This window comes from Bradyrhizobium sp. Kon69 (genome assembly GCF_055807515.1).
Window position 1 is genome coordinate 1 of the sequence record NZ_JBVVOS010000057.1, and the last position, 14,428, is coordinate 14,428.

The window sequence follows — 14,428 nt, forward strand, 5'->3', positions numbered from 1 at the left end:
GGAATTGGCGAGACCAACATAAGCAAGTCAATCAGGCAGCCTGATTGACCGCCCCGCGGTTCTCACCGCATGCTTACATTAAGACCGGCGGTTGTCCTGAAGATTTCGCCTACTGTGCACAGAGCGTGCCTTACGACACTGGGCTGAAGGCAACTCGCTTGATGGATCGCGTTGATGTGGTCGCCGCCGCGCAGCGCGCCAAGGCCGCCGGCGCGACTCGCTTCTGGCTGGCTGCGGCCTGGCGCAGTCCAAAGGACCGCGACCTCGATCAGGTCTGCGACATGATTGCTGCCATTAAACGTGTTGATATGGAGAGTGCGCATCGCTCGGCATGCTCACGCCAAAGCAAGCCGAACGGCTCGCCGACGCCGGCCTCCTCCGGAGTTCTACCGCAGCATCATCACTACCCGGACCTTGCAGGATCGCAGCGACACTCTTTCACGCGTGCGTGGGTAGGGCACCAAAGTCTGCTGCGGGGGGATGTCCCGATCGGTGTTGAACTACGTCGGGCCGACGTTGCCGGGATGAATGTTACGCGGCCCTCGAGACGTGGGCAACGGGCTTGATCGTCATGCGATCGTGGTGAGCTTGAAGGGCTGCACGCAGAACCGACAATTGCTTATGCGCCTTCAATCGTCGAAAGCCCTTGTTGGCCTCGATCATGCCGGCCGCGACCCATCGCAAGGCCATACCGGCATCCCGCCAGCGTTTGACGTTGCGCGTGACGCGGCGAATGGTGCCCATCATGTTCTCGGCGATGTTGGTACAGGCGAGCGATCGACGAAGCTCCTTCGGCAGCTTCAACCGGACGACAGTCAGGATTTCGTCGAGGCCTTCGAGGATGCTGGCCGCGACGCCGGGCCATTGCTGGTCGAGGCGACGCGCGAGATTGTGGATCAATTTTTCAGCCTTGTCGGCGTCATCGAGCTCCCACGCCTGGCGCAGCACCCGACGGGTGGGCGCATGATGCTCTTTCGGCAGGCGTTCCATGATGTTGCGCGCCTTGTGGACCTGGCAGCGCTGGATCGCAGCGGCCGAACCGAAGGTGCGGCGGATCGCCTTCGACAACGCTTTCGCGCCGTCGGCGATGAACAGTCTTGGCATCGTCGGGTCGAGCCCGCGCGAGACCAGGTTGTCCAGCAGGGCCTGAACCGTTGCGGCATTCTCGGTCGCCCCTTCCACCAGCGCCAGCGGATGCTTGTTGCCTTCGCCGTCAACTCCGATCGCGGCGACCAGCACGAGATCGTCGCCGAGATGCAGCCCGTCGATTTGGACCACCAGAAGGTCGAGCGCGGACAGATCGGCAGCCATGAAGTCAGCCAGCCGCGCCGCCGACAGCGCTACGAACCTCCGCGAGGCCGCCGACTTCGAAACCCCCGATCCGGGCGGTGCCGGCACGTCACCTTCGGGCAGCCGGACGGCGCGGCCGAACCGGCGCGTCGACACATTGATCAGCATCAGGTTCATCGCCCAGCGACCGAGCCAATCCTCCTGCGCCGCCGTTTCCCAGCTCGGGATCGTGACCTCGCCGCCATCCACGCCCCGGACCCGCGGGCGCTCGACCTCGATCTTGCCGCCGTGGAAGCCGATCCGTCCCCGCGTTCGGCCCCAACGGTGCGCCCGCCGCGCCGCGTCGCGATCGTGGCGCGGCCCCGCAGGCCGCCGTGACATCCGCCTCCATCATCGTGCCGAGCGCCTCGATCCCTGCCGCAAGGCAGAACCGATCGAAGCTCGCCCGCACTTCTGCAAACGCTTCGTCCACAGCCCCGGTCGCCGGCGAACCAGCCGGTGTGATATCTCTCGTCATGGCGTTGCTCTCCTTTGTGGAATCAGCACCCCGAGCCTACCGGCTCAAGGTGGGCAACGCCGACCTCTTCAGAAATTCAACAGAACCCGGGACATCCCCTGCTGCGGCGGCATTATTGGTATGGGTGAGCACGTCGAGGACCGTTTCGGCATGCTGTACTGCTGGCCAATCTTCGCAACCATCCGGATTAGTCGATGACGTCGCAACACTCTGCCGCACTCAAACAAAAAAAGTACAGCTAGTTCATTGCAGGTTTGGCTTGCGGGAGACCCGCGCGTGGTGGCATTCCAAGGACCAGCTGAGACAGATATGGAACGCCGCGAACGATGGAGCGGACCGTTAGCGCGATCGCAACGATGGCGGCCCCGAGCACACCCGCGATGATCAACCGCGTCGTGAGATCCCAAAAGCCTCCGAACTGTATGAAATCCATGAGACGGAACACGGTACCCTGGACGAGATAGAGCAGCAGCGTGGTCTGACCCAGCTCCACAGCGATAAACCGGGCAATTCGATTTGAATGGCCGAAGCTCCAGCATTGCAGCAGGAGTTCGATAGCGATTGCCGAGGCAGCCGCAGCGCCAACAAACATCAGAAGCACGTCTTTGGCCGACCGAAAATCGTGAATGACCCCAAGATTATTGTACACATAATTGTCCTTGCCCCAAGCTAGAAAGGATACGCAAGTCACTATCGAAAGAAAGAAAATCAGGAGCAGCTTGTGATTTCGCGATGTGCTCGTCCATCGTTCTCTCGAATCGGCAAGCAAGAATCCCAAGCAGAAGAACGGGTAAGTGAATCTGATCAGGGGGGATATGGAGAACGTCAGAGGCGCGAGTGCGACCAGTATGGCTGAGCCAGATACGGCCCAAGATCGGTGGCTGAGCTTGGTAAAAATCTTGAGGAGAAGGTAGGAAAAAAACGTGGCCCAGATGAACCAGTATGTGCCGGCGAGATCGTCTACAAGTTCCCAAAGTCCGCTCGTTAGGCTGGTCGCGCGCCACAATGCCGCTAACTTAGCTGTCTCCATTAACGCCCACCAAAACAGCATCGGCAGCAAAAGCTGCTTCGCACGGTCGCTGGCGGCTCCAATGAAGGACTTTTGCACGAGCGATCGAAAAGAAAGATATCCGCTTATCGCCATGAAGAGTGGCATGTGAAACATATAGATCGATTTGTAGTAGGGCGAATACCAAAACCCGTCGTCTCGATAGATGACGTACTGGATCAGGTGCCCAACGATCACCAAAACAATGAGCGCACCTTTCGCGAAATCTAAGCTTAGATCTCGATCGTTTGCCTTTGTCGCGCGCGAGCTCGGGGCGATCGTTCCAGTTACGGGTAGCAATGTATCAAACATCTAAATATCTGTTGTTGACGAGCCGGCGGCCCATTGTTCGCTTCTTCTGCCTCATTTTCGATCCAAGCGAAAGGTGATGGCGGGAGTTTTTGGGAGGGAATAAGCCCAGCGTGTTAGGCTTTGAAGAATTAGCTGTGGGCCGAGCGTGTCTGTCGCCTCAGGGAACTTTGCGGCAGAGAAAAGATATCGGATTTGGAAATGCTGGTGTAGCAGAACGGGCGCGGCATACTACTTGCAGACGCGGTTCTGGGAGGAAGACTGTCGCGCTCAGCCTCCCACTCAGCCCGACGCATCTCAGACCCGGCTTCTTCTGTTGGTCCAGAACAATCGACGTTTGGTCCGTCACCTTCTTGACGCCGAGGTGCTTACGCGAATGGGGGCTTCTAAAAACTGAACTCGGGCACGCCAAGATGGGGCGCTATGCGCGCATGCGGATAGCGGTGCTCAGCAGTTCTAGAGCAAAAGCCGAGAACGAACGCTTCGTGATTGAGATGCTCGTTCGGTTTCGCGTAACTCACGCCGTGAACCGCCGGTCCCGAGACGACTTTCCTCGCAAGCTCCGCCGGAGTGATTCCTGCTGCACCTTGTAAACGGCTCGGCCCGGATTGCTGCTGCACAACTGCGGTCCTCACAAAGTCCGCTCCCGTGTGATGGGCACAGGCTCATCAGGACCAGGCGTGCAACCGCCTGCGCGAGTGGAGTGCCATCTCTTGCTGAAGCTCGTTGATTGGTGTGCATCCGGCGAAGGCCCTACTTAGATCGTACTTGGTCGGATGACCAATTGCGTTCAAGTGAGCGATGTTCAGAGAGCGCAAGTTTCCGCGCCAACGAGGTCGCCTTCGGCGGACCTCATTCTGGAACTGAGATAAGCAGCTCGATCAGAGTCGCTCCCGACCCCAGGATTGCTCAGTCGCGCGCGATCGAAGAATTGGCGCATACCACCCGGTTAGCTTTGGAAGCGGGAAGGATGTAGGCCGAAAAATGTCATCGTGACCAGAGGCGCGGACGCGCTCCCGGCGACAACGCAGCCCGCCAGCCGGAAGCGTGTACTGCATGCTCACGCTCACGGTCGCGGCGAGTAGAAAGGACACCGCCGCCGCGGATCTGGTCCGGCACGCGGGCTCATCGCGCGTCCAAGCCGAGCGCTTTGGGGGACCGGGCCGTTGTGTCGGCGGCGCGAATGCGTTCGGTAGCAAAGGCATGGCTTGAGATCGCATCGGCCAGCCGCAACGGATGCGTAAGTTTCGGGTGCTTCGGGTTGCTGGGGTCGGACACAGGTTGGCGAATCTGTCGGTGCAAACGTTCGACCGCTTCGGAAACCGTCCTGCCGCTGCGAGGGTGGTGTGCACCGTCAGAAAGGGAAGGGGGCATCGCCTCGTCGGATTGCGCGATCATACCAGGGGCTTCTTGTCAGGAGACCGATGTTGCAAGTGCTTCAACCGGGTTTCGAAAGCGGAATAACAGCGATATGAATGCGGCAAGATGGAAAGGCGTTGGTTGCCACTGGCACGCTGTAAGCGCTGGTAATCGCCCATTGATCGACATCGAAAGCGCCGTGCAGGTTGCGGCTTGGTCCGGATTGCTTCCCCATCTTTCAGGCGTCCGTTCCGTCACGATGCTCGTGCAGCGCTTTATCGAGGCAGGCTATCAACTCCAGACCGGCAAAGGGTTTGGGAAAAAAGCCAGTCACGCCGGCTTTCAACGCGCGGGCTCGCGTGCGATCGTCCGCGAAGGCAGTAATCAAGATGAATGGCGCAGCGTGGCCCTGGGCCCGCATCCGTTCCAAAAGTTCAAAGCCGCTCATCATGGGCATCTGCACGTCGGTAATGACACAGGACGTATCGTTCAATTGAGACGACCGCAAGAAATCCTCAGCCGATGCAAACGTATGAACGATGTGGCCCTGCGATTTTAAAAGATTGTTCAGTGCGGCACGAATTGAAGGATCGTCGTCGACGACGGAGATAGTTGAATACTTAGACAAGACCACCCGTCCTCGTTCGGCGAAGGCACTGGCCGAAGCATAGCGGCCAGCTGAAGGGTGCGCGTGTACGACGAAATTGTAAAATCATACTTAGGTTTGTACCTTGAGACGGTCGGTCCCAATTCCCAGCCTCTCAGCCATCCTAATCAAATCGGCTAGCGATCGAGCGCCCATCTTCCTCATCACGTGCCCGCGGTAGATTTTGACCGTGATCTCGGCGAGCCCGAGTTCCGCGGCGACCTGTTTGTTCAATAGACCGGTGGCGACAAGTCTCAACACATCCTGCTCCCGTGGACTTAGGGCCTCAAACAAGGACTGCAGCCTCTTGATTACCTTGTCTACACCTCGTCTTTTGCGATCCTTTTCGATAGCAGCGATGACGCCATCGAGCAGTTCCTGATCGCGAAACGGCTTGCTGAGAAAATCGATTGCTCCACCCTTCATCGCTTTGACGGTCATCGGAATATCGCCATGAGCGGTGATGAAAATGATGGGGATATGAACCTTCAATTTGGCTAACTCATTCTGGAGCTCAAGTCCGCTCAATCCCGGCAGTCTGATGTCAAGCACAAGGCAGCTAGGAACATCAGGAAGTTCGCTGTGGAGCAGTTCCTGGGCGGATCCGTAAGCAACGACATCTAGACCGATGGAACGAAATAGGTTGACCAACGATTCGCGCATCGAGAGGTCGTCGTCGACGACGAACACGCTCGGTCTCACCTCCGGCCCTTCGACAATTGCGGCTTGCGTCCGCGGTTCAGTGCGCTTGGTCACGATAAGAGCCTCACTTTTGCAATTATAGTAGAAATACCGTGCTAGGACGACCGCTGGTTGATCACCCTGGCCTGCCTAGGAACTTTCGCGCATTGCAAATCTGTGAGACTTTCCCAGGGATGTGACCGGGGCAGCCGTTCGCAGCGCGTAATGCATTACCAAGAAAGTCTAACAAAAAGCGCCCGAGTGGTCGAGAACTGGCTTTCGGGTCTCTCCGCCGTTCCGTGGGAACAGGCCCGCGGCATCGATAATCAATCAGCAGCCGTTTGAGAAGCACCGAATCCAGAAAGTGAGGCGTTCGCTCTTGCATGGGGGCGCGTCCCCGCGGGCCACTCGCGAGTGGAGGCTGCATGAGGCGGCGGATCCTCACTATGCGGCTGGATTAGAATGCCCGCCGTCGTGGTAGTTGGATGCGCGGCCGTGAGCTGAGCGAATTCGCGCGATGTTGCCTATGCATGCGCCGAGCTCGCCGGCATACGGCGTAGACTATCGCGCTTGTACTAAGGAAAAAGGAAATTAGAACGAGTAGCAGCGGCATCAGCACATGAACTCTTTTGCTTCGTCAGAGCGCCTGTGAGTTGCGTCTTTAGCGAGCTTGGGAAGGCATCTTGCATCGGCTTCGTACAACCTCACGCAAGGTGCGATTCAAGTCCTTTCGGTCGTGCTTGTAGGAAATATAGTCATCTCGATTTGCAGAGGTGCCTATGTTCCTTCGTCCCCCTGTTTCCTTCTAAGCGCCTGTCCCAAGATGGGTGGTGAATCTAACTAGAGAGGCCCATTCGCTGCCCGGCTGTCTACCGCTTCGGCAAAGCCAGTGCAATTGCCCTCCTACCTCAGCTCAACAAAGGCTCGTCCAGCAAAGGTATCGTTCTGTTACCGGTTTGGCGGCATCATAGGTTCGTGGCGAGCAGGCTGTTCGAAGCTTATCTAGTCAACCCGGCAAGATAGCACAGAATGCGAGCCGAGCGGTCAGCCGAAGTACTCGCCCCACTAGCTCATTGATCTTCCCACGCAGCTCATCAAAGCGGCCCGGCGCACTCCTTCGAGAAGAAGTGCGCAGGGTTCGCCCCCACATCGCCAGTACATCCGTGGCGATGCTGCCTCCAATGAAGCAATCCACATGGCAAAACTGAGGCTCGCTCCGCAGCCAAACTCAATAGTGGCCGGCTGCTACTCCACACCGAGGGCGACGAGCTTGAATTGTACGTAGCGTCACGTTGTGCGATGTCGAGTTGGCAAAGTCCGACAAGGTGCAGTGCGGAATTGGCAGGGAATGCGATAAATATTGTTACGTTGGGCGTGGCGAGGAGAAGGCGTTCCGCTGTTCTTCATCTTCGTTGCAATTCTCTTGACCGTTGTGGGATAGCTTCCGCCGCGCTTGAACGCCGGTTTAAGTATGGGAACTCTCCCTGCTCTCTCGGCTTCGACATGGCCGGCAATCCCCTCCTGCGAACGGCGGCGCCCGGCATTCCGATGAGTGAGGGCCTGTACGGGCTCTGTATCAGCATAAGGAGTGCCTTGTCGCGGGTCAGTTGCTTTCGAAAAATGGAAGCAGGAATCCTCAGAACAGCTATCGGCACGGTTTGGCTCAAACTGGCTCGCATATCTGCCGCTTGATGCTGCGGTTCAGATTCGATGACTGCATTGCACCTAACGAAATGGGCTTAGAATGATTGTCGATCTCGCAAATTGCACCGCGCCTGTCGGCGGCATTTCTCTTGCCTGGACTCGCGCGTTGCCTCGATCATGGGCAAACCGATCGGCTTTCACATGTCATGGCCTGATCGAGAGCGGCTATCCGGAGCCCTGCGGCATGTCGGTCAGCGGCTCGCTGGTGGCAGGTAACGGCCACGAGCCGGTCTATATTTCCGAGCGCACACGCTGCGTGATCGGGAGCCGCCGCCCATGCTGGGGGCCCCAGCCTGGGGGCAGGATTGCGGTCGATCGACATGATCGGGCTCTGTGCGTCCGTCGTATTTTGCCTGCTACGAATTCTTTGGCGGCCTTGATCCGGACCTGTGGCGTTCTTTGTGAAGCCCCTTCACAATTGCGTTCCTTATGTGTCAGATTTTGACTCGCGTCTTCCTAGTCTGGGTGGCCAAATGCCGCGGGACCCTCTCAGTCGGACTTTGTTCGGCTCAAATCTCGACAGCGACTTCCAGCCCCTGTGGGAGGATGGTGATCGCGCGTTCTGCCGTGCGTGGCGCCAGCTCATCCATGGCAGCAGAACTGTCGTGCTTGTCGTGCGGCCGATCACGGAACACCCAGCGACGCTCGACCGCCTCGTCCACGAGTGTGAGCTGAGGGAGGAGCTAGACGAGGCATGGGCGGTGCGCCCATTGGAACTGGTCCGGGAATCTGGTCGTACCATGCTGGTCCTGGAGGATCCATGCGGCGAGCCGCTTCTAAACTTAGTTGGAGCCCGCATGGAGCCCCAGCGCTTCCTGCGCCTCGCCGTTGGAATCGCGACGGCCGTGGGCAAGCTTCACCGGCACGGCTTGATCCACAAGGACCTGAAACCCGCTCACATTCTGGTCAATTGCCCGGACGAACAGGTGCGGCTCACTGGGTTTGGTCTGGCTTCCCGTCTTTCGCGCGAGCGGGTGCCGCCTGAGCCTGCCGAGTTCATCGCCGGCTCGCTGCCCTACATGGCGCCCGAACAGACCGGACGAATGAATCGCTCAGTCGACTCTCGCAGTGATCTCTATTCACTTGGCGTGATATTCTACCAGATGCTGACCGGCGCGCTGCCGTTCACGGGCTCAGACCCGTTGGAGTGGATTCATTGTCATATTGCAAGAAAAGCAACACCGCCCCTCGAGAAATCGCAAAATGTCCCGGAGCCAATCTCTCAAATTGTGATGAAACTCCTCGCGAAAACCGCCGAGGAACGCTACCAGACTGCCGCTGGCCTTGAACACGATCTGCAACACTGTCTGGCAGCATGGGCCAACCATGGTCGCATCGAGCCTTTTGAACTTGGCGCAGACGACACACCTGATCGGTTGATCGTCCCCGAGAAGCTCTATGGGAGAGCCCGCGAGATCGAGACCTTGCTTGGCTCTTTCGATCGAGCGGTGAAGAGCGGCGCGCCGAGGTTGGTGCTGGTTGCCGGTTATTCCGGCATCGGTAAGACTTCGCTCGTTCAGGAGCTACACAAAGTACTCGTGCCCTATCGCGGGCTCTTGGCATCAGGCAAATTCGACCAAGTGAAGCGCGATGTGCCCTATGCGACACTAGTGCAGACCTTTCAGAGCCTTGTGCGTCCTCTTCTCAGCAAAAGTGAGGGCGAACTCGCGACCTGGCGGCAAGCGTTCCGGGAGGCGCTCGCTGGGAATGGACGGCTGATCGTCGAATTGATCCCCGATCTGAGCCTGGTTATCGGCGAGCAGCCCGCGGTTGCTGAGCTTCCAGCCCGTCAAGCACAAATCCGTTTCCAGCTCGTGTTTCGTCGCTTTATTGGCGTGTTCGCCCGGCGAACCCATCCATTGGTGCTCTTCCTCGATGATTTGCAGTGGTATGACGCCGCAACACTCGACCTGATCGAGGATCTGCTGACCCAGCCGGATCTGCACCTGCTGCTTATTGGAGCTTACCGCAGCAACGAAGTTGATGCAGATCATCCGCTCAAACGCAAGCTCGAGTCCATCGGGAGAGCCGGCCTAAATCTACAGGAGATCACGCTATCGCCGCTCAGCGCAGAGGACGTCGGGCAGTTGGTCGCGGATACCCTTCGCTGCGGACCAAAGCGCGCTGCCCCGCTTGCGAAGTTGGTGCATCAGAAAACGATGGGCAATCCGTTCTTCGCCGTTCAATTCTTGTCCGAACTAGCCGGAGAGCAGCTGTTGACGTTCGATCACGTGTCGGCGCGCTGGCGTTGGGATCTGCAGCGAATTCACGCAAAAGCGTACACCGAGAACGTCGTCGATCTGATGCTCGGCAAGCTCATCCGGCTGCCAAAGGAAACGCAGGAAGCGCTGCAACAGCTGGCCTGTTTCGGCAACATCGCCGGGACGGCGGAGCTTGCGATTGTGCTCGAAATTTCAGAGGAACAGGTGCACGCGACCCTGTGGCCGGCAATCCGGCTGGAACTGATCGTGCGGCATGGGACAGCCTACCGCTTTGTCCACGATCGCGTTCAAGAGGCGGCCTACTTGCTGATGCCGGAATCCTCGCGCGCTCCTTCCCATCTGCGGATCGGTCGGATGCTCGCGGCACACATCCCTGCGCACAAACGCGAAGAGGCCATCTTCGACATTGTCAGTCAGCTCAATCGAGGCGTCGCGCTCATCGCTTCCGGTCAGGAGCGAGAGCAGCTCGCCGAGTTGAACTTCATGGCAGGGCAGCGTGCCAGGGCGTCGGCGGCCTACGCCTCGGCGCTCACATATTTCACCGTCGGTGCTGCGCTGCTCGCGCCCAATTCTTGGCAAAGGCGCCGCGAGCTCGCGTTCGCACTCGAGACCAGCCGGGCCGAATGCGAACTCTTGGTAGGCCAGCTGGAGATTGCAGAGCGTCTCTTGTCCGCACTGTCGAAGCGAGCTTTGAACGGGCCACAACGAGCAACGGTCGCATGTTTGCGGGTCGATCTTTACTTGACGCTAGGTCAGCACGGCCGGGCAGTGCTCATAGGTCTCGAATATCTTCGCGACGTCGGGATCGAGTGGTCGCAGCGTCCGACAGACCAGGAAATGCTGGCCGAATATCAGCGGATGTGGTCACAGCTGCCCGACGCAATCGAGGATCTTGCTGGTTTGCCTCGAATGACAGACCAGGCCACGCTTGCCACGCTCGCCGTGTTGACGCGGATTCTTCCGGCTGCAGGTTTCACGGACGCCAATTTATCCGCTTTAGTGATCTGCCGAGCGGTCAGCATCAGCCTCGAATACGGCAACACTGATGCTTCCTGCGCCCATTACGCATGGTTAGGCCGAATCTCGGCCGGACGCTTCGGTGACTACCAAGCGGCCGATAAATTTGGTCGTCTTGCTTGCGACCTGGTTGATCGCGGTGAGTTCTCTCGTTTTCGGGCTCACGTCTATTTGGCCGTCGGAGGCACCGTGATCCCGTGGACGAAGCCGCTTAGAGACGGCCGAGTTTTGATCCGGCGAGCCCTCGAAGCCGCGGTCAGTAGCGGTGATGTCATTTATGAGGCGTACAGTTCCGTCCATCTAACCGGAAGTATGATGATGGCCGGAGATCACCTGAAAGAGGTACAGAACGAGTTAGAGAAAAGCGCTGCTACGATCCGGAACAGAAAGGTACAATTTGCTGCTGAGGCGGTAGCCGCTCAGCTCGCAATCGTCAGAACCATGCGCGGCCTCACGCGCTCGCTCGGTTGCTTCGACGACCAACAATTTGACGAGCTAGACGTTGAACGATCGTTGGCAGGAAGTCCGGAGTCACCTAGCGAAACCGTTTACTGGATCCGCAAACTTCAGGCGCGCTTCCTATCCGGCGATTATGCTGCGGCTGTTGAGGCTCGCTCGAAGGCCGAGCCCAAACTATGGACCATACCAACAGAGCCCTTGACCGCGGAGTTTCACTTTTATGGTGCGCTGTCTCACTCGTGTTATTGCGACAGGCTGGGCGAAGGCGAACAACAGCCGCACCGAGATATCATTGATGCCCATTACAGGCAACTGCAGACATGGGCGACGAATTGCCCCGACAACTTCGAGAATCGGGCTGCCTTGGTCGGCGCTGAAATTGCGAGGTTAGAATGCCGGGATGCAGACGCAATGCGACTGTACGAACACTCAATCCAAACCGCAGGACGTAACGGTTTCCCCCACCACGAGGGGATCGCTTGTGAACTTGCAGCGCGCTTTTATGCTGCACGCGGTTTTGGCAGGATCTCCCGGGTTTACCTGCAGGACGCGCGGCGCGGCTACCTTCGTTGGGGAGCGGATGGTAAGGTGCGTCAACTCGAGGAGCTGCATCCGCATCTCATGCATCAGGAGGCCCCTCTCGCCGTGAATGGCATGACGATCGGAGCTCCGGTTGAGCATCTTGATCTGGCGACGGTGATCAAAGTGTCGCAGGCGATCTCCGGCGAGATTGTGCTTCAGAAGCTAATTGACAAGCTTATGCGGACTACCATTGAGCAGGCCGGCGCCGAAAGAGGTTTGTTGATTCTGCTGCATGGCGGCGAGCCACGGATCGAAGCGGAAGGCAAAACGGTAGCAGATGCCCTCGTTGTAAAGGTGGATGAACAGCCCGTAACTCCGATGGCTCTTCCCGAATCCGTGCTGCATTTCGTGCTACGTGTCCGCGAAAACGTGGTTCTCGAAGATGCTGTCGCCCAGCCTTCATTTGCCGAAGATCCTTATATCCGCGAGCGCAAAGCACGTTCTATTCTTTGCCTGCCACTGATCACGCAGGGCAAGCTGATCGGCGTACTTTATCTGGAGAATAATCTCGCCCCGCGCATATTCTCGGCTGCCCGAACGTCATTGCAGAAAATGCTTGCCTCTCAAGGTGCAACAGCCCTGGAAAACAGCCGGTTGTACAGCGAAGTTCACCAACGGGAGGCGAAAATCCGGCGCTTGCTGGACGCTAACATCATCGGAATCTTTATCATTCACGAAGGGGGCGAGATCATCGAGGCAAATCAAGCGTTCCTCACGATGGTTGGATACGACCAAGAAGATCTCCTCGCAGGCCGAGTCAACGGTCTCGACCTGACGCCTCCAGAATGGCACGAGCGCACATTGGGTGCTCGGACAGAAGCAAAAAGAACCGGAGCTGTTCAGCAGTTCGAGAAAGAGTACGTCCGCAAAGATGGCAGTCGCGTGCCAGTGCTAATTGGCCTCGCCACGTTCGATGCGCAACTCGACCAAGGTGTTGGCTTCGTCCTGGACCTGACAGAGCGAAAGAGAGCGGAAGCGGAAGCCCGTGAGAGCGAACGGCGTTATCGCGAGACTCTGATGGGCCTTGCACACGCCAATCGGATCACGACAATGGGGCAGCTGGCCGCCTCGATCGCCCACGAGGTCAACCAGCCGATTGCCGCGATCAGCAGTAATGCAGGGGCAGGGCTAAATTGGCTCGGTGCTCAACCGCCGAATCTGGAAGAGGTTCGGCAGACCTTCGGTTTGATTGTCCGTGACAGTATGCGCGCAGGAAACGTGATCCGTCGGATCCGCGCTCTTATGAATAAAGCTCCTATGCAAACGGAGCTTCTTGCGATTGACGAATTGATCGTAGAGGTGCTGGCCCTAGTCCACGCGGAACTGGCAAAAAATGATGTGTGGGTGCAGACCCTACGGCCTGAGGCTTTGCCGCTCGTTCGAGCGGATCGCGTTCAGGTGCGGCAGGTGATCCTCAATCTGATCACGAACGCCATCGAGGCCATGAGCGTGATCAAGGAAGGCGACCGCGAATTGCTGATCAGTGCCCGGACGGATGGTGCGAATAGCGTATTGGTCAGTTTTCGCGATACGGGTCCAGGGCTCGATCCAAACAGCGCAGACCGCGTGTTCGAGGCTTTTTACAGCACCAAATCCGAGGGCATGGGCATGGGACTGGCCATTTGCCATTCTATTATTGAGGCGCATGGGGGCCGGATGTGGGCGGGCCCGAATGATCCTCGCGGGGCGATCTTTCAGTTCAGCATGCCCATTGCGCCGGAGGGCGTGAATCGGGTGGAATAGGTGTCTTGAACGTCTTAGGCTCGATTTCGACGTCGAGCAGGGGTGCTCCGGGAGGCAATGTGACAGAAGCGAGCCGCGTGACGTTCGTAATGTGAAACATTCGCGTTTCTTGCTGTCCCGTCGGCGAGTGTGGGAGCGACCGCAGATTGTCGCGAATTGTCAGAAAATCTGAATCTGACCGCAGCGGCCAGATTCAAGACGGTTTGAGGGCTCTTTGCGACGTCGTGAGCCTTGCAGGGCGTCAATCGGAATCAGAGGAAGGCAGTAGACGGAGTGTTCGCGAGAATGACGTCAATGGCCATAGAGGAAATGGAGAAAATCTAAGTGATAAGGGATCGTTTACAACCCGTCGTGCGGTTGGTTATCCCTTCGGAATGAGGTGAGCCACTCGACGAGATTCGTCACGGTCGCTCTTGGACAAGCCCTCAATCACGCCGGCGCGATCCGCTGCTTTGCGGTTCTGACTCATCTTCCGCGTGCCTTCGAGCCGTGTAATTTGCAATCGCGGACCGACAATCCCCTTAAGCTGCGCTTTGATGAAGTCGGCAGGGGCGTCGGAGACGGCCCAGCGGTCTTTGCCCGCCGAGTGGTCATGCGCATCGGTCACTCGCGTGACTACCTCCAGCAGTCGATCGGCATCATCGAAGAAGTCGACCGGCCCGTAGGCATGCACCGCGACTTAGTTCCAGGTCGGTACGGCCTCGCCTCTCTCCTGCTTCGTCACGTACCAGGAAGGGCTGATATAGGCTCGCGGCCCAGTGAAAATAGCCATCGCTAGACTGTATGTCCCCCCACAAAATGAGGCGACTCACCCTCGATGTTGCGACGAGGGTTGCCCGGATGGACCGGGT

General features: G+C 58.1%; 5 protein-coding genes and 3 pseudogenes. 2 read left to right on the forward strand and 6 right to left on the reverse strand.

Features of this window, described 5'->3' with window-relative positions:
• Positions 1-77: 77 nt before the first annotated feature.
• Positions 78-453 (forward strand): annotated as a pseudogene (locus AC0L3U_RS37590) (biotin synthase BioB); the annotation flags it as partial.
• A 78-nt stretch (positions 454-531) separates the two neighbouring features.
• Here AC0L3U_RS37590 and AC0L3U_RS37595 read toward each other — a convergent pair.
• The 5 genes and pseudogenes from AC0L3U_RS37595 to AC0L3U_RS37615 form a co-directional block, all read right to left on the reverse strand.
• Positions 532-1,807: pseudogene (locus AC0L3U_RS37595) on the reverse strand (IS256 family transposase).
• A 238-nt stretch (positions 1,808-2,045) separates the two neighbouring features.
• Positions 2,046-3,167 (reverse strand): nodulation factor fucose acetyltransferase NolL, encoded by a 1,122-nt coding sequence (nolL, locus tag AC0L3U_RS37600; protein WP_259219168.1) that lies wholly within the window; start codon positions 3,165-3,167, stop codon positions 2,046-2,048.
• 1,122 nt (positions 3,168-4,289) lie between these two features.
• On the reverse strand, positions 4,290-4,562 hold the full coding sequence (locus AC0L3U_RS37605) for a hypothetical protein (RefSeq protein ID WP_259219169.1): 273 nt from the start codon (positions 4,560-4,562) through the stop codon (positions 4,290-4,292).
• Between the two features lie 199 nt (positions 4,563-4,761).
• Positions 4,762-5,157, reverse strand: a complete 396-nt coding sequence (locus AC0L3U_RS37610) for a response regulator transcription factor (RefSeq protein WP_085394331.1) — start codon at positions 5,155-5,157, stop codon at positions 4,762-4,764.
• A gap of 84 nt (positions 5,158-5,241) precedes the next feature.
• Complete coding sequence (locus AC0L3U_RS37615; RefSeq protein ID WP_204513581.1) at positions 5,242-5,925, reverse strand: response regulator transcription factor; 684 nt, start codon at positions 5,923-5,925, stop codon at positions 5,242-5,244.
• 2,102 nt (positions 5,926-8,027) lie between these two features.
• Here AC0L3U_RS37615 and AC0L3U_RS37620 point away from each other — a divergent pair.
• Positions 8,028-13,577 carry a trifunctional serine/threonine-protein kinase/ATP-binding protein/sensor histidine kinase gene (locus tag AC0L3U_RS37620; protein WP_259219170.1) on the forward strand — a complete coding sequence of 1,850 codons (5,550 nt, stop codon included), beginning with the start codon at positions 8,028-8,030 and terminating at the stop codon, positions 13,575-13,577.
• Positions 13,578-13,938: 361 nt separating this feature from the next.
• Here the strand turns inward: AC0L3U_RS37620 and AC0L3U_RS37625 are convergent.
• A pseudogene (locus tag AC0L3U_RS37625) lies at positions 13,939-14,352 on the reverse strand (FMN-binding negative transcriptional regulator); the annotation flags it as partial.
• Positions 14,353-14,428 lie beyond the last annotated feature (76 nt).

Bases quoted from the DNA above. Each gene is read 5' to 3' on its own strand.
- nolL (WP_259219168.1), bottom strand. From the start codon at position 3,167: ATGTTTGATACATTGCTACCCGTAACTGGAACGATCGCCCCGAGCTCG.
- AC0L3U_RS37605 (WP_259219169.1), bottom strand. From the start codon at position 4,562: ATGATCGCGCAATCCGACGAGGCGATGCCCCCTTCCCTTTCTGACGGT.
- AC0L3U_RS37620 (WP_259219170.1), top strand. From the start codon at position 8,028: ATGCCGCGGGACCCTCTCAGTCGGACTTTGTTCGGCTCAAATCTCGAC.